The 24219-nt window shown below is 34.3% G+C and carries 20 protein-coding genes and 1 riboswitch; of the genes, 13 read left to right on the top strand and 7 right to left on the bottom strand.

The features are described from left to right. Nucleotides 1-5 precede the first annotated feature (5 nt). A complete protein-coding gene (locus IEV84_RS00980) occupies nt 6-968 on the bottom strand; it encodes an alpha/beta fold hydrolase (RefSeq protein WP_229732556.1) in 963 nt (320 codons plus the stop codon). Nucleotides 969-1039: 71 nt separating this feature from the next. Continuing rightward, nucleotides 1040-1145, bottom strand: a riboswitch (SAM riboswitch). A 174-nt stretch (nt 1146-1319) separates the two neighbouring features. Then, nucleotides 1320-1511 (bottom strand): hypothetical protein, encoded by a 192-nt coding sequence (locus IEV84_RS00985; protein WP_188492995.1) that lies wholly within the window; start codon nt 1509-1511, stop codon nt 1320-1322. Nucleotides 1512-2506: 995 nt separating this feature from the next. Here IEV84_RS00985 and metK point away from each other — a divergent pair. Further along, nucleotides 2507-3757 carry a methionine adenosyltransferase gene (gene metK, locus IEV84_RS00990; RefSeq protein WP_188491553.1) on the top strand — a complete coding sequence of 417 codons (1251 nt, stop codon included), beginning with the start codon at nt 2507-2509 and terminating at the stop codon, nt 3755-3757. An 86-nt stretch (nt 3758-3843) separates the two neighbouring features. Here metK and IEV84_RS00995 read toward each other — a convergent pair whose 3' ends face one another. Continuing rightward, a complete protein-coding gene (locus tag IEV84_RS00995; RefSeq protein ID WP_229732558.1) occupies nt 3844-4164 on the bottom strand; it encodes a hypothetical protein in 321 nt (106 codons plus the stop codon). A 168-nt stretch (nt 4165-4332) separates the two neighbouring features. Between IEV84_RS00995 and ubiE the strand changes: the two genes are divergently transcribed. Both ubiE and porT read left to right on the top strand, forming a co-directional pair. Beyond that, nucleotides 4333-5064 (top strand): bifunctional demethylmenaquinone methyltransferase/2-methoxy-6-polyprenyl-1,4-benzoquinol methylase UbiE, encoded by a 732-nt coding sequence (gene ubiE, locus IEV84_RS01000; protein WP_188491555.1) that lies wholly within the window; start codon nt 4333-4335, stop codon nt 5062-5064. Between the two features lie 12 nt (nt 5065-5076). Then, entirely contained in the window at nt 5077-5781 is a 705-nt protein-coding gene (gene porT, locus IEV84_RS01005) for a type IX secretion/gliding motility protein PorT/SprT (RefSeq protein WP_188491557.1), read from the top strand. Nucleotides 5782-5786: 5 nt separating this feature from the next. On the opposite strand, the gene IEV84_RS01010 is transcribed toward porT, so the two are convergent. Then, nucleotides 5787-6518 carry a TrmH family RNA methyltransferase gene (locus IEV84_RS01010; protein WP_188491559.1) on the bottom strand — a complete coding sequence of 244 codons (732 nt, stop codon included), beginning with the start codon at nt 6516-6518 and terminating at the stop codon, nt 5787-5789. A gap of 37 nt (nt 6519-6555) precedes the next feature. Between IEV84_RS01010 and tamL the strand changes: the two genes are divergently transcribed. The 3 genes from tamL to accD all read left to right on the top strand — a co-directional run bounded on the left by tamL (nt 6556) and on the right by accD (nt 11169). Beyond that, a complete protein-coding gene (tamL, locus tag IEV84_RS01015) occupies nt 6556-9105 on the top strand; it encodes a translocation and assembly module lipoprotein TamL (protein ID WP_188491561.1) in 2550 nt (849 codons plus the stop codon). 71 nt (nt 9106-9176) lie between these two features. Next, nucleotides 9177-10244: a class II fructose-bisphosphate aldolase gene (gene fbaA, locus IEV84_RS01020; RefSeq protein WP_188491563.1), complete on the top strand. Its 1068-nt coding sequence runs from the start codon at nt 9177-9179 to the stop codon at nt 10242-10244. Between the two features lie 70 nt (nt 10245-10314). Further along, nucleotides 10315-11169 (top strand): acetyl-CoA carboxylase, carboxyltransferase subunit beta, encoded by an 855-nt coding sequence (gene accD, locus IEV84_RS01025; RefSeq protein ID WP_188491565.1) that lies wholly within the window; start codon nt 10315-10317, stop codon nt 11167-11169. A 211-nt stretch (nt 11170-11380) separates the two neighbouring features. On the opposite strand, the gene IEV84_RS01030 is transcribed toward accD, so the two are convergent. Beyond that, nucleotides 11381-12631, bottom strand: a complete 1251-nt coding sequence (locus IEV84_RS01030) for an ABC transporter permease (protein ID WP_188491567.1) — start codon at nt 12629-12631, stop codon at nt 11381-11383. Nucleotides 12632-12826: 195 nt separating this feature from the next. On the opposite strand from IEV84_RS01030, the gene purH reads away from it, so the two are divergent. The 6 genes from purH (at nt 12827) to rodA (ending at nt 20037) form a co-directional block, all read left to right on the top strand. Beyond that, nucleotides 12827-14353, top strand: coding sequence for a bifunctional phosphoribosylaminoimidazolecarboxamide formyltransferase/IMP cyclohydrolase (gene purH, locus IEV84_RS01035; RefSeq protein WP_188491569.1), 1527 nt, complete (start codon nt 12827-12829; stop codon nt 14351-14353). 54 nt (nt 14354-14407) lie between these two features. Next, nucleotides 14408-15436 carry a rod shape-determining protein gene (locus IEV84_RS01040; protein ID WP_071183962.1) on the top strand — a complete coding sequence of 343 codons (1029 nt, stop codon included), beginning with the start codon at nt 14408-14410 and terminating at the stop codon, nt 15434-15436. Between the two features lie 92 nt (nt 15437-15528). Next, nucleotides 15529-16356: a rod shape-determining protein MreC gene (mreC, locus tag IEV84_RS01045; protein WP_188491571.1), complete on the top strand. Its 828-nt coding sequence runs from the start codon at nt 15529-15531 to the stop codon at nt 16354-16356. Then, nucleotides 16349-16855, top strand: coding sequence for a rod shape-determining protein MreD (locus IEV84_RS16455; RefSeq protein WP_229732560.1), 507 nt, complete (start codon nt 16349-16351; stop codon nt 16853-16855). Before mreC ends, IEV84_RS16455 begins: the two co-directional genes overlap by 8 nt. Then, nucleotides 16852-18789, top strand: a complete 1938-nt coding sequence (gene mrdA, locus IEV84_RS01050) for a penicillin-binding protein 2 (protein WP_188491573.1) — start codon at nt 16852-16854, stop codon at nt 18787-18789. Before IEV84_RS16455 ends, mrdA begins: the two co-directional genes overlap by 4 nt. Nucleotides 18790-18804: 15 nt before the next feature. Further along, entirely contained in the window at nt 18805-20037 is a 1233-nt protein-coding gene (rodA, locus tag IEV84_RS01055) for a rod shape-determining protein RodA (RefSeq protein ID WP_188491575.1), read from the top strand. Between the two features lie 11 nt (nt 20038-20048). Here rodA and IEV84_RS01060 read toward each other — a convergent pair whose 3' ends face one another. Both IEV84_RS01060 and IEV84_RS01065 read right to left on the bottom strand, forming a co-directional pair. Then, entirely contained in the window at nt 20049-20831 is a 783-nt protein-coding gene (locus IEV84_RS01060) for a DNA/RNA non-specific endonuclease (protein ID WP_188491577.1), read from the bottom strand. Nucleotides 20832-20906: 75 nt separating this feature from the next. After that, nucleotides 20907-23174, bottom strand: coding sequence for a carboxy terminal-processing peptidase (locus IEV84_RS01065; protein WP_188491579.1), 2268 nt, complete (start codon nt 23172-23174; stop codon nt 20907-20909). A 195-nt stretch (nt 23175-23369) separates the two neighbouring features. Here IEV84_RS01065 and surE point away from each other — a divergent pair, with 195 nt between their 5' ends. Further along, nucleotides 23370-24149 carry a 5'/3'-nucleotidase SurE gene (gene surE / locus IEV84_RS01070; protein WP_188491581.1) on the top strand — a complete coding sequence of 260 codons (780 nt, stop codon included), beginning with the start codon at nt 23370-23372 and terminating at the stop codon, nt 24147-24149. Nucleotides 24150-24219: the final 70 nt, after the last annotated feature.

The following is a 24219-nucleotide window of genomic DNA, read 5'->3' on the forward strand; positions in this document are numbered from 1 at the left end:
TGCTACTAAAAAATAGGAGCAAGTAAGTTGTTTAATTGTTCAAACTCAATCAGGAAAGCATCGTGTCCGTGAATGGATTCTATTTCTTTATAAAAAACATTCACCTGATGTTTTTTTAATTCCTGATAAGTGTCTTTATTTTCTTTTGCGGTAAAAAACAAATCTGAATTTATACCAATTATATGAATTGTTGCTTCAATTTTTGAAGCAAAAACTTCGAAAGAATCTCTGTTTCTGGTTACATCAATCGTTTTTAATAATTGATTCATCATTTTATAAGATGCCAATTGAAAACGTTTTTGCAATTTTTTCCCGTGATGAAGCAGCCAACTTTCGATATTAAATATCGCTAATTCCTCATTAATAGTTCGATCAAATTTCATCTTAAAAGATTCCGGTGTTCTGTAACACAGCATTGCATGAATACGGGCATCTTCAATAGGATTTGACGAATTTTTCAAAATTTGTTCCTGTAAAAAACAATTGGCTATCAACCAATCGGTCGACTTCCAATCGGTAGCAATAGGAATTAAATGTAAAGCCAACTTAGGTTCTAAAGCAATCATCTCCCAGGCAATTCCACCTCCTACTGAGCCTCCGATAATAGCATACAATTGTTGAATTTTAAGATACTTTACTCCTTCAATAAAAAGCCTTGCAATATCTCTGGCAGTAAAATCCAAATAGTTTTCTACAATTGTGCCATCGTATCCATTTCCCGGAACATTAAAAGCCAGAATAGAATATTTATTAGTATCAATAGTTTTATTTTCTCCAATTAAGTCATTCCACCATCCTGACGGACCAATAACCTGAGAATTTCCAGTCAATGCGTGATTAACCAAAACAACAGGCGCTGTATTCAATTCAGGACCAAAAATCTGGTAGCTTAAATTTAAAACAGGATATAATGCACCACTCTCGGTAGTGAAATTTTGAATTATAATGTGATTGGGTTTATTTTCCAATTTCAAATCTTTAATATAGGATTGATTATGGAAATATTAAAAAGAAAGTTCAATAAACTAGAAGATTTACATTGTTATCTTTTCCGCCGTGGCGGATAGAATGTAGCACCTTCTTCGACAATCGAAGGGTTGCTAAGGCATCATCGGGTCTAATCCCTCGTCCTTTCTTTATAACATTTCAATATGCTTACGAACTTTAAAGTGGCAAAGTAACCACTATTTTTTCAAACAAACAAATTTTGCTGATTATAGATTAAAACCAGCGGTAACATAACAAACAAACGCAAGTCATCACTGAACACAAAATCCAGAAATCACCTGCGTTTGAAACCTATATTTACAAAACTATACTTAGATGAACAGTGTTTCATTTTCTTTAGAATACATCATAAACGTTAATGAATTGACTGCTTTCTTTTGATCTTTAAAATTTGGATCTAAATTAATACCAAATCTGGCATTTGTCAATTCTACTCTATTTTCTTTTTTCTCAATGTTAGTACTCCTTATGTTCCTTATAAGTTCTAACGCCCTTGTAATCATTCTTTTTGTGCTCATGATGTTTGAATTTAATTAATTTAACTTTATTGTTTGTTATTATTTTGAATTTATTTTCTATAAAAAAACCCTTTTGGTTACTGTACCAAAAGGGTTTATCTACTTATAAACGATACTTTTGGAAATCAACAGACCAGTAACTTTGCGCAAGACATAGAGACTGTAGTAAACTGCTTATTGTTCTTAATAGTAATAGTAATCATTGTAATTTTAATTGTAATTGAATTTTTAATTATTTGTGTTTTAACAAAAAAGCCTCCTGATTTCTCGGGAGGCTTTTGCTATATTTTTAATCTTATTTGAATAAAAAAATTAAGCTATCGCACTCCCGTCGATTTCTTTCGCTTTAACCATTGATTTTTTACAAATAATAAAATTCATTTCTTGTTTTTGTTTAGAGTCACAAATATACAAATTAATATTTATGACTCATTATTTTTTTTAAAAAAATTGAGTTAATCGCATTAATTAACAGTTCTTTATGCTTTTTAACATCATTTTTTGACTCAGACCTAAAAAACAAATCAAAAAAAAAGCCTTTTCTCCAAGATAATTTAAAAAATTAACTCCATTCCGCTCTCCTGATTTGATGTTTCAAAGATATAACAGAAATCCAAATCCAATGTTAACTGTAGTTTAAATTAAAATCATTATAATGTTTTAAAAAACACCTAATACACACACAGACAATTTCATTTTTTTCTGAAGAATTTCAAACTTTCATAAACTAACCAAACACTTGTATTTTTTAATTAAAAAAATTAGCTCAGATTAATTTACATTTCGAAAATGGTTTCATACCTTTGCACCTCAAAATACAAGAGGAAAAATTTGAACTGATTGCAACCTCTTCATAATGAAACAAAATCATTATGAATACTGAAAAATTTCAGTAGAAAAAAATGCTAAAGCAGAAACCCTCCTTTAGTCTTTTTTTTGCAATTCATTTTCCTCGCCTAATTTTAAACAAATTATATATTATGGCCTATTTATTTACGTCAGAATCTGTGAGCGAAGGACATCCGGATAAAATTGCAGATCAAATTTCAGATGCATTAATTGATAATTTTCTGGCATTTGATGCTGACTCAAAAGTAGCTTGCGAGACTTTAGTAACTACCGGTCAGGTTATTTTGGCAGGAGAAGTAAAATCCAATACGTATTTAGACGTTCAGCAAATTGCTCGTGATGTAATCAAAAAAATCGGATACACGAAAAGCGAATACATGTTTGAAGCTAATTCATGCGGTGTTCTTTCAGCTATTCATGAACAATCAGCTGATATTAATCAAGGAGTTGACAGAAAAAGTCCTGAAGAACAAGGTGCCGGTGACCAGGGAATGATGTTTGGTTATGCTACTAATGAAACCGAAAACTACATGCCGTTGGCACTTGATTTATCACACAAACTTTTAAAAGAATTAGCAGCTTTAAGACGTGAAAATAACGAAATCACTTATTTACGTCCGGATGCAAAATCTCAGGTTACCCTTGAATACAGCGATGACAACATACCTACACGTATTGATACCATTGTAATCTCGACTCAACATGACGATTTTGACGAAGAAGCCGCAATGCTTGCTAAAATCAAAAAAGATATTGTTGAAATTTTGATTCCAAGAATTATCGCTAAAAATCCGGAACACGCCCATTTATTCAACGATAAAATTAACTACCACATCAATCCTACAGGAAAATTCGTTATTGGAGGCCCTCACGGAGATACCGGTCTAACAGGAAGAAAAATTATCGTAGATACTTATGGCGGAAAAGGAGCTCATGGTGGTGGTGCTTTCTCAGGAAAAGATCCAAGTAAAGTAGACAGAAGTGCTGCTTATGCAACACGTCATATTGCTAAAAACTTAGTAGCCGCAGGAGTTGCTGACGAAATTTTAGTTCAGGTTTCTTACGCTATTGGAGTTGCCGAACCAATGGGTATTTTTGTAAATACTTATGGCAAAGCAAAAGTAAATCTAACCGATGGTGAAATTGCTAAAAAAGTAGAAGCTATTTTTGATATGCGTCCTTATTTTATCGAGCAACGTTTAAAATTAAGAAACCCTATCTATAGTGAAACTGCCGCTTACGGACACATGGGACGTACACCGGAAGTGGTTACAAAAACTTTCTCAGCTCCGGGAGGCGATGAAAAAACAGTAACTGTAGAATTGTTTACATGGGAAAAACTGGACTATGTTGAGCAGATTAAAACAGCATTCGGATTATAATCCCTTAATTACAAAAAACAAAAGCCATTCGGATTCGAATGGCTTTTTTAATGTCTTTAAATTGCAACAACAATAAGGAAACAGTTCTAGTCTTGAAAAATAAATTGACACACTAACACCAAATTAGCAAATAGCAATCCCATTCCCGAAACGAAAATGATTCTATTTGCAATCTTTCGAGAAAACATCTCGAAACACCCTTTAATACCAAATACCACAAAGGTAGTAAAGGAAATGAAAATGAAAATTTCCAAAAATAAATTGAATCCTAAGAACGTATTTTGCGCTTCTTTTAAAGTACCGTTTTTAAACAAAACAGCACCGTCAAAACAAATCACAAGAACAAATGATATTGCCAACGCAAAAAACAACCATCTGAGTTGAACCATTAATTCCTTATTATCCATCACAAGTAAATTCATTTGGTAAAATTGAGAATAATAATCTTACATCACAATACCCACTTTCCGTGATTTTTTCAATTATAAATTCTCAAAATAAAAGCAATTACAATTGAAAATTAATTTCAGTTTCAACTTAAAATCCATTATAGTATATTTGTCAAAATTTAAAAAATGTCAAAAAACATCACCCCTTATAAAGACTCGGAATTAGGCAAAAAAGAACAGGTAGCTAAAATGTTTGATACTATTTCCGGAAACTACGACAATCTGAACCGTGTTATTTCTTTTGGCATTGACGTAAAATGGAGAAAAAAAGTTTTAAAAATAGTTGCCGACACAAATCCTGAAACCATATTAGATATAGCAACAGGAACTGGCGATTTAGCTATTTTAATGGCAAATACCAATGCCAGACAAATTACAGGCTTAGACATCTCAGCAGGAATGCTGGAAGTAGGAGTAAAAAAAATTGCTCAAAAAAACCTATCCAACACTATCGAAATGATTTTGGGAGATTCAGAAAACATTCCTTTTCCTGACCATCACTTTGATGCTATCACAGTAGCTTTTGGTGTTCGAAATTTTGAGAATCTTGAAAAAGGATTAGCCGAAATATTGCGTGTATTAAAACCCGGAGGAACTTTTGTCATTCTGGAAACATCGGTTCCTGAAAAAACACCATACAAACAAGGTTATCATTTTTACAGCAACAACATTCTTCCTATTATAGGTAAATTATTCTCAAAAGACAATGTTGCTTATGGTTATTTATCCGAATCGGCTGCCGCTTTTCCTTATGGCGAAGCATTGAACAATATTTTAAGAAAAATTGGGTTTATAGATGTAAAAGCAATGCCGCAAACTTTTGGAGTTGCTACCATTTATGTTGCATCCAAACAATAAGTTAAATTGAAAATGAAAAAAATTGCCGTCTTTATTTTACTCCTTACACTGTGTTTGAACGGATATTCACAGTCTAAAGGTATGTTTAGCAAAGACCCCATTATTCATTTGGAAAATTTTCAAAAACAGCGTTTGTATTTTGGATACTATTTAGGTTTTAACTCCTTCGATTTTAAAATAGATTATAAAACAGTCGGACCGGACATTCAGGTAGAAAAATCTACCGGATTCAATGTGGGCGTTGTTGCCGATTTAAAACTTCAGGAATACATCAACCTTCGTTTTGAACCCGGCTTGTACTATACTAAAAGAACACTTCATTATCCTAATTTCACAACAGAACTTGATGCTCTCAGAGAAGTAAACAGTACTTACATCCATTTTCCTTTGTTATTAAAATTTTCCGCATTGCGTACCGGAAACATTCGTCCATACCTTGTGGGCGGATTATCAACCACACTTAATTTATCAGGAAATTCGAAATCTATTGACGATAATGAACAACAAAAATTCAGAGTAAAACCATGGAGTACCAATTATGAATTGGGATTCGGTATTGACTTTTTCTCTGAATACTTTATCTTTTCTCCCTCCATCCGAGGTTGTTTCAGCCTTAAAGACGAGCTCATCAGAGACAATAACCCTAATAGCCCCTGGACCGGAAATATTGAATCACTTAAAAGCAGAGCCATCTTTATTAACTTTACTTTCCATTAATATTATCAGGCTAAATTTCGTTTAAATTCGCTTAAAATAATTGCAGTAGCAGTGGCTACATTTAAACTTTCTGTTTTTTGCAAATCACCAAAACGGGGAATCGAAAGTCGGTTTTTGATTGTTTTTTCAATTTCTTCTGAAATACCGTTCGCTTCATTTCCCATAATAATTATGCCTTCCTGAGGTAAAGCTGTTTTATAGATGTTTTCGCCATCCATAAAAGTCCCAAAAACCGGCAACTGAGTTTCAGAAATATATTCGGATAAATCAACATAACTAACATTTACCCGGGTTATGGATCCCATAGTTGCCTGAACTACTTTAGGATTATAAATATCCACTGTTTCTTTAGTACAAACTACTTGTTGAATTCCAAACCAATCACACAAACGCAAAATAGTCCCCATATTTCCCGGATCTCTTACATCATCCAATGCGATAATTAAACCTGAATTATTAATTTCTTTTTGAACAGGAATTTTAAAAACAGCCAAACAGCTATTAGGAGTTGCTAATGCACTTATTTTCTTTAAATCATTTTCATGGATTAATGACTTTTTAGCAGCCGGAACTTCTTCAAAATCAAACTGTGTAGTATATAAATGTTCTAATTCAAAATTAGATTGTAAAAGCTCCTGAATTACTTTTACACCTTCAGCAAAAAATAATTGATTATTAATTCGATACTTTTTTTGCTGTAAACTAGTTATAAGTTTTATTTGGTTTTTACTAACCATAAAAATATGTACTTTTGAATTAAATATTTTAGACCTCTTGAAAAAAATTTCGACAAAAATATCACTATTTATTCTAATAGGAATAATTATATCTGCCTGTAACGCCGAAAAAAGAGTTCCTGACGGCAAACAACTACTTGCAAGTAATCAAATTTTTGTAAATGGTAAAAAAACCAACGACGAAGACATCTCAAACCAATTGTATCAAAAACCGAACAGTAAGTTACTCGGTTACCGTTTGCGATTGCATCTATACAATTTAGCCAATCTCAATCCGGACTCCACCTATCAGGCAAAATTCACTAATAATCCCGGTAAATACGAACGAAAATCCAAATGGCTTTCGGCAAAACAGGTGGATCGACTGGGACAATCTTTCTGGTACCATGGTATTCATGATTTTTTAAAGAAAACCGGAGAAGCTCCTGTAATTATTGATTCGACTAAAACGCAAAAATCACTTTCCCGCCTTCAATATTATTTTTTCAATAATGGCTTTTTTAATGTCGAAGCTAATTTTGAGCACGACACGCTGAGTTTAAAAAGAGGAAAGATCAAATACAATATTACCTCTAACAAAGCTTATATTTTAGACTCGATAAAAACCAATATCAGTTCGCCTGCCTTAGACTCTTTGTACAATAACAGCAAGCAAAACGCACTAATTAAATCGGGAAATCAATACAAAACAATCGATTTTTCAGATGAAAAAAATCGTATTGCAAGCTATTTCAGAAATCACGGTGCTTATTATTTTCAGCCCACAGCGGTTGTTTTTGACATTGATACCATTGGCAAAAAAAACAAAGCCGATGTAACTGTAAACATCAGCGATTATAGCTATCAGGATAAAGATTCAACAAAAACTGAATCTTTTAAATTATACAAAATAAGCAGCGTTGACATCTACACCGATTATTTACCTAACACCAGCAAACAAAATATTACCGACAGTATTTCGCACCAAAACTTTAATATTTACAGCCGCGGTAAATTAAGATACAAACCGCACGCCATAACCGACGCTATTTTTATCACTAAAGGAACTTCTTTTGCCGATTATAAAACAGTTTTAACCTCCAGATACCTTAACAATCTTAAAGTTTTCAACGCTCCGAGCATACAATATGAAGTAGATAAAAAAGATACTCTTCAGAATTCGCTTATCGCAAAAATTTATCTGACGCCCAGAAAAAAGTACAGTTTCCAGGCTTCATTTGACCTTACCCACTCCAATATTCAGGACATCGGAATTTCATTTAGTCCTTCATTAAGTATTCGAAATATCTTTAATGGCGCCGAAACTTTAGAAATTTCAACCCGTGCTAATATTGGTTCTTCAAGAGATTTAGCCAATCCGAATAACCAGTTTTTTAACGTGTCTGAGTACGGAGTCGATTTTAAACTGAATTTTCCCAGAATATTTTTGCCTTTTCCTACCGAAAAAATCATCCCAAAAAGCATGATACCATCCACACTAATCGGTATTGGTTATGCTACACAAAGAAACATCGGACTGGACAAAGAAAATTTCACCGGAACTTTTTCATACAATTGGAATCCCAAAAGGAACAACACCGCACGTTTTGACCTTTTTAACATTCAGTATGTTAGAAACTTAAATTCTCAAAACTATTTTAATGTTTACGGCTCCTCTTATGATGCGTTAAATACAATAGGAAAAACATACAACACCAACACTGACTATGTTGACGACAAGAACAACCTGATTATCGAATCAGGAACTAATGGATTTATCAACGATGTTTTAACTGGAGTAACCAATTTACCAACAAATGACTTTAATGAAGTAAAAAGCATCGAAGAAAGAAGAGTCCGACTAACGGAAAACGATTTTATTCTTGCAACCAACTTTAGTTTCAGCAAAACAACAAAAACTGATTTAGCCGACAATAATTTTTATCTTTTTAAAACTAAAATCGAATCAGCAGGTTCTTTATTATCTCTAATTGGAAATGCAACAAACATAAACAGAAATCAAAACGGAAATCGTGAATTATTTAATCTGGAATATTCGGAATACATTAAAACCGAATTGGATTACATCAAACACTGGGATTTAAAGCACGAAAAAGTACTGGCTGTACGCAGCTTTTTTGGAATCGCCATCCCTTTTGGAAATTCTGACTATATCCCTTTTTCCCGAAGTTATTTCTCAGGAGGGTCAAATGACAATCGCGCCTGGCAACCCTACAGCCTGGGTCCGGGAAGCAGCGGCGCCACTAATGATTTTAATGAAGCCAACATGAAAATTGCCGTAAGTGGCGAATTTAGATTTAAAATTCTAGGCGATTTAAAAGGCGCATTATTTGCCGATGCAGGAAACATTTGGAATGTTTTTGACAACGTAACCGATGAAAAATCAACTTTTAAGAATTTTTCCAGCTTAAAAGACATCGCCTTGGGTTCTGGATTTGGTCTTAGATACGATTTAAACTTCTTTGTAGTTCGCTTTGATTTTGGTTTTAAAACCTATAATCCTGCCGAAGAATCGGGTAAAAAATGGTTTAGAGATTACAACTTTGGACACTCGGTTTTAAATTTTGGAATAAATTATCCGTTCTAATCCTAATAAATTCTTATTTTTGCGGTCTTAATCTAAAAACAAAAAATCTAACTACTAAAAACAAAAACAAAATGGGACACAACATTAAGCCTGGTGTAGCAACTGGTGATCAAGTACAGGAAATTTTTAATTATGCCAAAGAAAAAGGATTTGCACTTCCTGCTGTAAACGTTACAGGATCAAACACAATTAATGGTGTACTTGAAACAGCTGCAAAACTAAACGCACCGGTTATTATCCAATTCTCAAACGGAGGAGCACAATTTAATGCAGGAAAAGGACTTTCTAATGCGGGAGAAAAAGCAGCTATCGCCGGAGCAATTGCCGGAGCAAAAAGTATCCACACTTTAGCAGAAGCTTACGGAGCAACTGTAATTTTACATACAGACCACTGCGCAAAAAAATTATTGCCTTGGATTGATGGTTTATTAGACGCTTCTGAAGAGCATTTTGCTGCAACCGGAAAATCATTATTCAGCTCTCACATGATTGACTTATCAGAAGAGCCATTAGAAGAAAACATCGAAATTTGCAAAACTTACTTAGAAAGAATGAGCAAAATCGGAATGACATTAGAAATCGAACTTGGAATCACAGGTGGTGAAGAAGATGGTGTTGACAACTCTGATGTTGACAGTTCAAAATTATACACACAACCGGAAGAAGTAGCTTATGCTTACGAAGAATTATCTAAAGTAAGTCCAAAATTCACTATCGCTGCTGCTTTTGGAAATGTTCACGGAGTTTACAAACCAGGAAACGTAAAATTAACTCCAAAAATCTTAAAAAATTCTCAGGATTTCGTACAGGCAAAATTCAACACAGGAAACAACCCGGTTGATTTTGTATTCCACGGTGGATCAGGTTCTACTCTTGAAGAAATCAGAGAAGGAATTAGCTACGGAGTTATCAAAATGAACATTGATACTGACTTACAATTTGCTTTCACAGAAGGAATTCGTGATTTCATGGTAAACAATATTGATTACTTAAAAACTCAAATTGGTAACCCAACAGGTGCTGATGCTCCTAACAAAAAATATTACGATCCAAGAAAATGGTTGCGTGAAGGAGAAGTTACTTTCAACGCAAGACTGGAACAAGCTTTTGCTGACTTGAACAACGTAAATACACTTTAATGTTTATAGTTTATGGTTTGTAGTTTAGCAAACCACAAACCATAAACCAAAAACTATAAATAACAAAAAAATGGCTTGGTTTAAAAGACACGAAAAAGGAATCACGACTCCTACCGAACAGAAAATGGACGTTCCAAAAGGACTTTGGTACAAATCTCCTACCGGAAAAATTATTGATGCCGAAGAACTGGAACGTAACTTATTTGTAAGCCCTGAAGATGGTTTTCACGTAAGAATAAGTAGTGCTACTTATTTCGAAATCTTATTCGACAACAACGAGTTTACTGAATTAGACCCAAACATTACTTCTAAAGATCCTTTGAACTTTGTGGACACAAAGAAATACTCAGAGCGTTTAAAAGATGTTATGGAAAAAACCAAACTGAAAGATGCTGTTCGCACAGCAGTTGGTAAATCTAAAGGTAAAGATTTGGTAGTTTGCGCTATGGATTTTGCCTTTATTGGAGGTTCTATGGGAGCAGTTGTAGGAGAAAAAATCGCCCGAGGAATTGATTATGCCATCAAACACAAATTACCATTTGTAATGATTTCAAAATCAGGAGGAGCCAGAATGATGGAAGCTGCATACTCATTAATGCAATTAGCTAAAACATCAGTAAAACTAGCCCAACTTTCGGAAGCTAAATTACCTTATATCTCTTTGTGTACTGACCCAACTACCGGAGGAACAACTGCTTCTTACGCCATGTTAGGAGACATCAACATTGCTGAGCCGGGTGCCTTAATTGGATTTGCAGGACCACGTGTTGTAAAAGACACTACAGGTAAAGATTTACCGGAAGGTTTCCAAACAGCTGAATTCCTTTTAGAGCACGGTTTCTTAGACTTTATCACAGCCAGAAAAGAATTAAAAGACAAGATTAACTTGTACTTAGATTTGATTCAGAATAATGAAATTAGATAAATCAAAATCCCGAGCAATCGGGATTTTTTTTGCTTTAAATCTTCATAGAAGCGTTTTTCTTTTTTTAGAAACAGAACGATTATCATTTTTCAATGAACACCTCCCCCAGCAGGCGCAAGCATCTTGCTTGTGCACACAAAGAATTTCAAAACTAAGCGGAATTTCTTTCGTGTGATTGCTTCGTGCCTCGCAATGACTCTGCAATCTAAAACTACATCCCCGTTCTAATTGCCTCTACAGGATCTAATCGAGAAGCTGAAATAGCCGGTAAAATTCCCGAAATCAAACCTATAATTCCTGCCAAGCCAGCTCCCAGAAGGATATTATCCAGCCCGAGTACAAACTCAAAGTCCAGCGCTTTGCTCAATCCAACAGCTATTCCCCAAACCATCAGCAAACCTATCAATCCGCCAATAACCGACAAAATAATCGCTTCGAATAAAAACTGGAAGAGAATAAATCGGTTTTTAGCTCCTAATGATTTTTGAATTCCTATTAAGTGGGTGCGTTCTTTTACCGAAACAAACATGATATTCGCAATTCCGAAACCGCCTACTAACAGCGAAAATCCGCTAATTACCCAGCCGCCCAGTTTCATACTTCCGATAATTCCATCAATAAAATCAGTAAATCCGGAAAAAACATTAATAAAAAAATTATCAATTTCTCCGGCTTTAACACCTCGGTAAGCGCGTAATTTTTGGGATATTTCTGCCTTGTACTCCTCCATATCTACCCCATCAACCGGTTTAAAAATAATAACATTGGTGAGTGAAGTATTATTATCACCAAATTTTTGTCGGATAAAATTAACCGGAATAAACACTGCCGAATCATTACTGTCTCCAAAAATTCCTGCTCCTTTTTTCTTTAAAACCCCAATTACCGTAAAACGTTGTCCATACAACCGAACGTCTTTCCCAATAGGATCTGAATCTTCAAATAAAGTAGTTGCAATTTCATTCCCTATAACAATAACTCTGGCAGCCGAATTCGCTTCTGATTCATTATAAAAACGACCTTTTTCAAATTCAAGTCCCTGAATATCTATAAATTCATGAGAAACCGGAACAATATTTACATCGCTCACTATTTTGGAATCATATTTTATGGTTTCTGTTTTGGTAAAAATCTGATAACCCAATTCGGCTGTATTTGTCATTGCACCTTTCAAATAAATATATTCATCGTATTTAACATTAGGGAACTGTTCTCTTTTCCAATTTGGAATATCCGTAGGTCCAAAAGAAAATTTCATTAAATAAATCGTATTCTTATCCAAACCACTTAAATCTTGTGTGATTTTTCTATCCAGAGAATCTACTGCTGCCAAAACGGCTATAATTGAAAAGATTCCAATAGTTACTCCAAGCAAAGAAAGAAGCGTTCTTAACTTATTATTTCGCAGTGCATTTAGAGCAAAAGCAAAACTTTCTTTCAACAATCGAAGATATAACAACATAAAATCTATTTTTAATAAGGTAAAATTCTGTAAATAATATTCAAAATCCTAATATAAATTTCTTTTAACACAATAAAATCCAGCTATTTCGCCATCATCTTAAAAAAGCGTAATTAAATACAAATTATCTCATTTTAAGATAGCTTAATTTTCACATTAAAAAACTATTTTTGCATTTTATAATTAAAACTATTCATGAGCACTTCAAAAACAATTCAATCTGCATTAATTTCGGTTTTCTCGAAAGAAGGTCTTGAGCCTATTGTTAAATTATTACACAGTCAAAATGTGACTCTTTATTCAACAGGAGGAACTGAGGAATTTATCAAAAATTTAGGCATACCTGTTGTTGCTGTTGAAGACATTACTGCGTTTCCTGAAATTTTAGGCGGAAGAGTAAAAACATTACACCCAAAAATTTTCGGAGGAATCCTTAACCGTCAGGATAACGAAAGTGATGTTCTACAAATGCAGGAATTCAACATTCCGCAGATTGACTTAGTTATAGTTGACTTATATCCATTTGAAAAAACAGTAGCTTCAGGAGCAAGTGAACAAGATATTATTGAAAAAATCGATATTGGAGGAATTTCATTAATTCGCGCTGCTGCTAAAAATTTCAAAGACACTGTAATTGTACCTTCTATGAACGAATACGCTTTGTTCCTGGACATGATTACAAAACAAAACGGAGCTACCACTCTTGAAGACAGAAAATTATTAGCTACCAAAGCATTCCACGTATCTTCACACTACGACGGAGCTATTTTTAGCTATTTCAATACTGATGAAACAATTTACAAAGCAAGTATCGACAATGGTCAGGTATTGCGTTACGGAGAAAATCCACACCAAAAAGGATTCTTCTTTGGCGATTTTGACGCTATGTTCCAAAAATTACACGGAAAAGAATTATCATACAATAACTTATTAGATGTAGATGCAGCGGTTAATTTAATTAACGAATTCAAAACTGACGGACCTACATTTGCTATCTTAAAACATAACAATGCTTGCGGATTAGCCTCAAGAAAAACTATTAGCGAAGCTTATTTAGCGGCATTAGCTTGCGATCCAACTTCGGCTTTTGGAGGAGTTCTAATTTCGAATACTAAAATTGATGTTGAAACAGCATCAGAAATCAATAAATTATTCTGCGAAGTAGTTATTGCTCCTGCTTATGATGCTGAAGCTGTAAGCATTTTACAGGAAAAGAAAAACCGAATTATATTAGTCCAAAATGATGTAGAATTACCGCAAAAACAAGTGCGTACTTGTCTTAACGGATTGTTAATTCAGGACAGAAATAACATTACAGACAATAAAAAAGATTTAACTACCGTTACCATTACAAGTCCAACGGAGCAGGAAATTGAAGATTTAATTTTTGCTTCTAAAATTTGTAAAAACACCAAATCAAACACGATTGTTTTTGCTAAAAACGGAACTTTAATCTCATCCGGAACAGGACAAACTTCAAGAGTTGATGCTTTGCAACAAGCTGTTGAAAAAGCAAAACACTTTGGATTTGACCTAACAGGTGCTTCTATGGCAAGTGATGCTTTCTTCCCTTTCCCTGATTGTGTTGCCCTGGCAAAAGAAGCAGGAATTACTGCTGTAATCCAACCGGGCGGATCTATTAAAGACCAATTAAGCATTGATTATTGCAACGAAAATAATTTGGCAATGGTATTTACAGGGACACGTCATTTCAAACATTAATTTGTATAACTTTGTACGCTCCTAATTTTTAACTTATAAACCCTTAAAAAACTTATGGGATTTTTTGATTTCATGACCGAGGATATTGCGATAGACCTTGGTACCGCAAACACACTAATCATTCACAATGACAAGGTAGTTATTGACAGTCCGTCAATTGTTGCCCGTGACAGAATTTCTGGCAAAATCATTGCCGTTGGTAAAGAAGCCAACCTGATGCAAGGTAAAACACATGAAAACATTAAAACGATAAGGCCTTTAAAGGATGGTGTAATCGCTGATTTTGATGCTTCTGAAAAAATGATCAGTATGTTTATCAAAAGCATACCTGCATTGAAAAAAAGAATGTTTACTCCCGCTTTAAGAATGGTGGTTTGTATTCCTTCAGGAATTACTGAAGTAGAAATGAGAGCTGTAAAAGAATCTTGTGAACGTGTAAACGGAAAAGAAGTTTACTTAATTCACGAGCCAATGGCAGCAGCAATCGGTATCGGAATTGATATCATGCAACCAAAAGGAAACATGATTGTAGATATTGGAGGTGGTACTACTGAAATTGCGGTAATTGCTTTAGGCGGGATTGTATGTGACAAATCGGTAAAAATTGCCGGTGACGTTTTCACGAATGATATCGTATATTATATGCGTACCCAACACAATTTATTTGTAGGAGAAAGTACAGCTGAAAAAATAAAAATTCAAATTGGTGCTTCTATTGAAGATTTAGAAACTCCTCCTGAAGACATGTCGGTTCAGGGTAGAGATTTGCTAACAGGAAAACCAAAACAAGTAGATGTATCTTATAGAGAAATTGCAAAAGCTTTAGATAAATCAATTCAACGAATTGAAGATGCAGTAATGGAAACGCTGTCTCAAACTCCTCCTGAATTAGCTGCCGACATCTACAACACAGGAATTTACTTGGCCGGTGGAGGTTCTATGCTTAGAGGATTAGACAAACGAATTTCTCAAAAAACGGATTTACCGGTTTACATTGCCGAAGACCCATTAAGAGCCGTAGTAAGAGGAACAGGAATGGCCTTGAAAAACATTGGAAAATTCAAAAGTATTTTAATAAAATAAAACATCCAAAGTGCTGTAATTCAATAATTATAGCACTTTAGATATTAGAATACAATATTCGCATATCCTGAAATTAATAATCAAACTAGAGAATGCAGCAAATATTTAATTTTATATTCAAAAACAGTACCCGAATACTGTTTTTGCTGTTATTAAGCATTTCGTTTTTACTTACGATACAGTCTCATTCTTACCATAAAAGCAGAATTATTAGTTCGGCTAATTTTTTCACAGGAGGTGTTTATGAAGAAATCAACAACATTACCGAATACTTAAATCTGAAAACAGAAAATGAAGCTCTGGCACTTGAAAACGCCAGACTTAAAAGCATTCTTTTCAACACTAAAGACACTACAACTATAAAAAAACCTGAAAACCTTAAAGGTGTTGGGCCAAATGACATTATAGTTTCGAAAGTAATTCACAACACCTATAACTCTCACGAAAACTTCCTGACATTAAATTCTGGTGCAAACGACGGTATCAAAGCCGATATGGGTGTTATTAACAGCTTAGGAATTGTGGGTATCATTGACAGAACATCACCAAGATATGCTACTGTCGTGAGTATTTTAAATACGAAATCGCAGATTAATGCTAAAATCAAAAAATCCAATCATTTTGGGTCATTAACCTGGAATGGGAAAAATACTGGGTTTGTTCAGTTAGTCGATGTTCCGCGATTGGCTTCTGTCAGAAAAGGAGATACTATTGTAACCGGAGGACAATCGGTTATTTTCCCGGAGAACATTAACATTGGAACTATACACAAATATTACTACGAAGAGAACACTAACTATTATGTTATAGATGTAAAATTATTTAATGACATGACTAATTTAGGTCACGTTTATATCATCAAAAGCAGAGACAAAGAGGAAGTTACTAATTTAGAAAAAGGAAACAAAAAAGATGAATAGCACTTTGTTACTCAATATTTTAAGGTTTATTTCATTATTAGCCCTTCAAATTGTCGTATTCAACAATATGACGTTTTTAGGTTTTATAATGCCCTTACCCTACATCCTTTTCATTATCTTATATCCGGTTAACTCCAACAGATCCGCTTTAATTATAAGCAGCTTTGCACTTGGAATTATTATGGATTTATTTTCAAATTCAGGTGGAATTCACACAACAGCCTGTTTAATTCTGGCTTATTACCGACCTTATCTCTTTAAATTTGCATTTGGAGTTAGTTACGAATACCAAACTATTAAATTAAATGAATCATTAACTCCTGAACGGTTTTCATTTATATTTTTAGCTGTGGTGCTGCACCATTTAACACTGTTTATTCTCGAAGCCTTTCAGGTTAGTTTTATTTTAGACATTTTAATTCGATCCTTACTCAGTACCGTATTTACAATTATTAGTTGCATTATTATAATATATCTTATTAAGTCAAACAAACGATGAGAAAACTTCTGCTGCCTTCTATCATTATCGTCGCAGCATCTTTGCTACTAATTCGGATTTTCTATTTGCAGGTAATCAATGATACTTTCAAATTGAAATCAGAAAACAATGCTATTAAAATACAATACGAATATCCTGAACGAGGATATATTTACGACCGAAACGGTAAACTTTTAGTAGCTAATCAGGCTTCTTATGACATCATGGTTATTCCAAGGGAAATAAAAAATTTAGATACCCTGGAATTTTGCCAACTATTAGATATTACCAAAGAAGAATTCATTAAAAAAATAGAAAAGGCTACTGTCTATAGTCCCAGACTGCCATCAGTTTTTTTACCACAATTAAATAAAAGCGAATATGCCGCCTTTCAGGAAAAAATTAGAAAATTCCAAGGTTTTTATGTGCAAAAACGTTCCCTTCGTGATTATGAAGTTGACTTTGGTGCTAATGTTTTTGGTTCAATTACCCAAGTAAACGAACAAATTATAAAAGAAAATCCCTACTACAAAAGTGGCGATTTAATCGGAAAACAAGGGGTTGAACAATACTACGAAGAAATTTTACGAGGGGTTAAAGGGGTTAAATATTTCCAGAAAGACAAATACAACCGTCTGATAGGTTCCTATAAAAACGGAAAATACGATACCATTGCCGTACAGGGAGAAGACATTAATCTTACCATTGATGCCGAAATCCAACGTTATGGCGAACAACTGATGGTTAATAAAAGAGGAGGAATTGTTGCTATTGAGCCTAAAACAGGAGAAATTCTGGCTTTAATTACTGCTCCTTCCTACGATCCTTCGATTTTAGTTGGACGTCAACGTTCTAAAAACTACACTTTACTTTACAATGATTCAATCGCAAAACCATTATACGACAGAGGTTTGCTTGCCGAATACCCTCCGGGTTCTCCATTTAAAATTTTAACAGGACTCGTTGCTTTACAAGAAGGCGTCATCGACGAACAATTTACGGTATTTTGCCGACATGGATTTAGTTATGCCAGAGGACGTTTCATGAGATGTCACTGTCATGGAGGCGCGCTGCAACTGCATAGGGGAATCTACGAATCCTGTAATGCTTATTTTGGAACAGCTTACATGAAAACCATTAACAAATATGTAAAACCTTCTTACGCAGTAGATGTTTGGAGCAACCACGTGAAGAGTTTTGGTTTGGGGCAGTTTATGGGATACGATTTACCAACAGGAAGAAGAGGTAATATTCCAAGCTCTAAAACCTACAAACGTATTTATCCAAACGGAGGCTGGAGAAGCACCGCTATCGTTTCTAATGCCATTGGACAGGGTGAAGTGTTAATGACTCCGATTCAATTGGCTAACATGATGGCAACCGTTGCCAATCAGGGTTATTATTATACGCCTCACATCATTAAGAAAATTAAAGGTGAAAATATTGATCCTAAATTCAAGGTTAAACATACAACTACAATAAACAAAGAATATTTTACTCCTATAATCAATGGGTTATTTGATGTTTATAATCTGGGAACAGCCAGAGGACTAAGAGTTGACGGAATTGATATTTGCGGAAAAACAGGAACAGCAGAAAACTTTGCAAAAATAGACGGCAAAAGAGTCAAACTCGAAGACCACTCTATATTTGTGGCTTTTGCACCAAAAGACAATCCGAAAATTGCTATTGCCGTTATGGTTGAAAACGGAGGATATGGAGCTACCATTGCCGGACCTATTGCAAGTTTGATGATTGAAAAATATTTGAGAAAAAAAATCACCCGAACGGATTTAGAAAAAAGAATTCTGGAAAGAAGTTTGAGAGACCGCTATGCAATTTTAGGAGGAATGAAAGAAGCCAATGCCATTGAAAGCACTCCTAAAGATACTATCCAAAAATACAAGGAGACAAAAACAAATACAGCAACCGATACCACAAAAAAAAGTAACTAAGCCATTCATTTACTGATGAAAAATCAAAGTGTTAAAAAAAATATTGACTGGATATGCGTTATTATTTATAGCGTATTGGTAATTTTAGGATGGTTAAATATCTATTCTTCATCGCTGTCTTCGCTGGAGGACACCTATCAAAAACAATTAATTTTTATTTTTTTAACTATTCCTTTAATCTTTACCATACTTGCTGTTGACGCTAAATTTTACGAGAAATATTCGAGTGTTATTTATATCATAGGATTATTGTCGCTTGCGGGTTTATTTGTTTTCGGTAAGACGATTAAAGGACAAACCAACTGGTATTCATTTGGTTCCTTTGGTTTACAGCCTTCCGAATTTGTAAAAACAGCAACCGCACTGGCAATTGCTAAATATTTAAGTGACAGCCAAATCAATTTAAAAGACACAAACAGGCAAATTCAGGTTCTGTCTATCTTAGCTTTACCTATATTTCTAATCGTTCCACACGACCCCGGAAGTGCTTTAATTTACACCATTTTTCTAATTGTTTTGTATCGCGAAGGCTTACCTGCCTGGTACATTTGGACTGGTTTTGTAGCTGTTGTTTTATTTATTTTTACTTTAATTTTTGAACCCCAATATGTAATATTAATGGCTTTAATAGCCATACTAATTGTTTATTGGAGATCCAGACTGGCAGACAGAAACATTGTAGCAAGCAGCATTGTATTTGTTCTCATTGCCGCTTTTGTATTGTCTGTAAACTATGTTTTCGAAAATGTTTTTAAACAGCACCACAGAGACCGTTTCAATATCTTACTGGGTAAAACCGTCGATTTAAAAGGAATTGGTTATAATACCAATCAATCAGAAATAGCTATTGGATCAGGAGGTTTATTTGGAAAAGGCTTTCTCGAAGGAACACAAACCAAAGGTGGTTTTGTACCCGAACAACACACCGATTATATTTTTACAACTGTAGGTGAAGAATGGGGTTTTGTAGGTTCGCTGGCAGTAATTGCGTTATTTGTAATCTTACTTCTAAGATTAATATATCTTGCCGAAAGACAAAAAACCAAATTCAGCAGGGTCTATGGTTACTGTTGCGCCGGAATTTTATTCATCCATTTCTTTGTAAACATTGCTATGGTTATTGGTATTTTCCCAACTATCGGGGTGCCGCTGCCTTTCTTTTCCTATGGAGGCTCCGGATTATGGGGATTTACTATTTTGCTTTTTATATTCCTCAAAATGGATGCTAATAAAGTGAATGAGTGGTAGCGTGCAAACGTTTATTTTGCAAGCCATAAATTCAAATCGACATTCTTTTCTAAGTTGTTCTCTAATTGATCTTCCAGCTTAGGAAAGAAATCAATTCCTGTAATAGTTTCTATTTTATCTACAGCAACCACATATTTATAAATAGATTCACTGCTATTTTCATTGGGAATTAAAAAAGCAATCATTTTATATTTCCCTTTTGAATTGCTCAACAAAATCTTATAGAAATATTTAGGAACAAGCACCTTTTCTTTTCCTATTGTTTTTAAATTTCCTTTCAAAACTCCTCCGGTAACAACAAAAAGCCCATCATTCTTAACCGCCCAAAATCGTACTTTTTGCTCTAATCGATTCCAAATTCCTGAATTGAAACCATGATTCTGAGGACTAATATTGGATGTAAAAAAAGTATCATTATAGGCATTGATATCAAATTCCATATCAGCTGCGGGACACAAATGCCCTTTATCAAAACCTGATTTCCGGTAATTTCTCCAATCGGCAGATTGTGTTTTCACTTTGGGATCTTCAATAAAAAAGGGGCGTTTAAAATCGCTTCTTTTTACGTAATCTTTCTTCAATTGATAAGCTACCCACTCAGCCTGCTCTGCTTTTTCATTATAGGATAACGTATAATAGCGGTGTTTTATAATTTGAGAATTTGTTGATGCGGGCAAATAGAATTCCAAATCTGTACTAATTTGATTGGCACTAAAATGTTGTTGTCCATTTACCACACCAACTAAAAGAATCAATCCAAAGACAAAACTGTTCAACAAAAAACGATGTTTCATGATTTTTACTTTAAATAAAAAACGCTCTGAAAATTAAATCCAATTTCCAGAGCGTTACTATATTAGTACTTATTTCTAATTTGTTTTAGCTAGCTTTTCTTTTTTTAATTTATTAGCCGAAATCGTATTGCTTTTCAAATTCACTTTGGTTTGTAAATCATCCAAAATATTTAAAGCTTCTTCTACATAAATATCCTTTGCCAAACTTTCATGCCAACGATCTCTTTTTTCCTTTAAAATATTGTCTTTCCCCATTTGTTCCATTTCATAAGGCAAAGAAGTAAATTTTAAATTGTTTTTATAATCAGAAATAGGCTTGAATTTCTTCGCTTTTTCCTCAATAGCCGTTTGTGCCTTTCTGAATTTATCAATGTTCAGACTGTACTCATTTTCTTCACTACGGGTATCAATCCATTTTGCATTTTCCTCAATTAACTTGAATTGTGGGTTAGCTGCAATACGCTCTTTACTGTGCAAAATTGCTTTTGCAAAATTACTGTTGTTATTCCAAACATTATAATCAGCGGCATCTATCTTATCCCATGGCATTGCATTTTCAACATCACGTTCTCCCATTTTTAAATAAGAATAACGATCCGGCATTACAATATCACTGCTTACCCCTTCCAGCTGTGTAGAACCACCATTAATTCTGTAAAATTTTTGAGTAGTTGTTTTCAATGCTCCTAAATCGCCTAACTCATTACTGCGTACAAACTGGTTCAAATCAATCACATTTTGAACCGTACCTTTTCCGTAAGTTTGTTTACTTCCAATGATAACTCCACGTTTGTAATCCTGAATTGCTGCTGCCAAAATCTCAGAAGCTGAAGCTGAAAAACTATTGACCATAATTACTAATGGTCCGTCCCACTCAATCTTTTTATCTTTATCATACAAAACTTCTTTCTTTCTGCCAGCCGATTTGATTTGAACAATCGGTCCTTGCTCTATAAATAATCCGGCTATATCCACAACAGTAGATAATGAACCTCCTCCATCATCACGCACATCCAAAACAATTCCGTCCACTTTGGCTTGTTTCAATCGTTCTACTTCCAGAGCAATGTCTTTTCCGGCATCTCTACCGTCTTTATTTTCAAAATTGATATAGAATTTAGGTAAATAAATCACTCCGTATTTCAATCCGTTTTTGTTAACGATACTTGATTTAGCGTAGGTTTCTTCAATTTCAACAATATCTCTGATAATCGAAATGACCTTAATCGTTCCGTCCACTTTTTTGATAGTCAAACGAACTTCGGTACCTTTTGGTCCTTTAATCTTCTTCACAACATCATCCAGACGCATTCCTACTACATCTACCGGCTGACCTTCACCCTGTGCTACTTTCATCACAATATCACCGGCTTCCAGTTGTTTTCCTCTCCATGCCGGTCCGCCCGAAATCAACTCAGAAATTTCAGTATATTCATTTTTCTTTTGCAAACGAGCTCCAATACCTTCTAATGTTCCGCTGATGCTTACATCAAAACGTTCTTTTTCTTCAGGTGCAAAATAATTAGTATGAGGGTCAAAACGAGCAGTAATCGAATTGATATATACCGAAAACCAATCGTTACGATCCAAATCTTTCATAAATCCAAAATACTCATCCAAAGATTTAGAAGTACTTTCTCTGGTTTCTTTTTCTAACTCTTCAAAAGATTTTGGTTTGCTGTCTGCTGCCGTAGTCTCTTTTTGAGTTGTAACCGGATTATCTTCAACTTCTTCCAATGGATTCAATGGAACTGCAGTTACATCCTTAGTAACTTTCCCTTTATTTTCCTGCATTTTTAAACGATCCGTCAATGAAGAAAGTGTAGTTAACTTTAACTGTTTTCTCCAGCGTTCTTTTAATTCGGCATCCGTTTTAGCATAAGGTGCTTTCTCATAATCGGTATTGAAAGTCTCGTCTATGTTATAGTCGAAAGGATTCTTTAAAATATCTTTATAAAAACCCTGGCTTTCCTTCATTCTTTGCATCAAACGCTCATAAGTTAATGTAAAAAAAGTCAAATCTTTATTCATCAACTCATCGTCAAGTTGTAATTCGTATTTTGAAAATTCATCAATATCCGACTGCAAAAAGAAACGTTTCGATGGATCTAATGCCTGAATATAATCTTTGTAAACACCTTTAGAAAAAGTATCATCTATTGCCGATGGACTATAATGTCCTTTCTCAATCACAAAAGTTAATAATTCTAAAAGTAGCTTATCTTTATCAGGATTGGTTTCAGAAGCCGAATTTATTTTAAAAGCAAACAAGGTTACCGATAAAAATGCAACGACAAGAAGTATTTTATAATTTCTCTTCATAAGACTAATAATAGTATTCATCTAATTTTTTAAACTAAGTTACAGGAAAAACCAAGCCAACAATGATAAGGCTTCCATAATTTTTTGTTAAAGATATAAAATTGTTTTTTTCTTAATAGCAATAATCATGCAACTAAATAAAATTTGTTTACTTTGTTCAAAAAAGTAGTACTTTATGCTTTTTTAAAGTCCAAAAAATCAAATAATCTACTCCCCATGAATACTAATAAACCCCTGATACTAATTACTAACGACGATGGTGTTTCGGCTCCCGGAATCAAAACACTAATTGAAGTGATGTCGGAAATTGGAGAAATTGTAGTGGTAGCTCCGGACAAACCGCAAAGCGGAATGGGACACGCCATTACCACCAACGAAACTTTATATCTCAATACCATTTCGACCGAAAACGATGCCATTACTATTTACAGCTGCTCAGGAACTCCGGCCGATTGTGTCAAAATTGCCACTAACGAAGTCCTGAAAAGAAAACCTGATTTATGTGTTTCGGGTATTAATCACGGCTCCAATTCTTCTATAAACGTAATCTATTCAGGAACGATGAGTGCTGCCATTGAAGCCGGAATCGAAGGAATTCCTGCCATTGGTTTTTCACTTTTAGATTTTGACTGGAATGCTAATTTTGAAGAAATCAAGCCTTTTATTCGAAAAATAACACTGGAAACATTGCAAAACAAACTGCCACAAGATGTGGTTTTGAATGTTAATTTTCCGAAATTAAAACGAGAAGCAATCAAAGGAATCAAGATTTGCCGTCAGGCGAAAGCACTTTGGATGGAAAAATTCCACAAACGCAAGACACCACAAGGACGTGATTATTACTGGTTATCGGGCGAATTTGTAAATCAGGATCAGGGCGAAGACACCGACGAATGGGCGTTGAAAAACGGTTATATTTCCATTGTTCCTGTGCAATTTGATTTAACTGCTTACCACGCAACAAAACAACTCAACACCTGGAACTGGAACGAATAAATTAAAAGCTTTATTTGATTCCTGAAAATGGAATAGCTAATTTTGATTTCGATTTTTAATTAAACAGCAA

It is taken from the genome of Flavobacterium palustre (genome assembly GCF_014639535.1).
In the GTDB taxonomy this organism is placed as follows: domain Bacteria; phylum Bacteroidota; class Bacteroidia; order Flavobacteriales; family Flavobacteriaceae; genus Flavobacterium; species Flavobacterium palustre.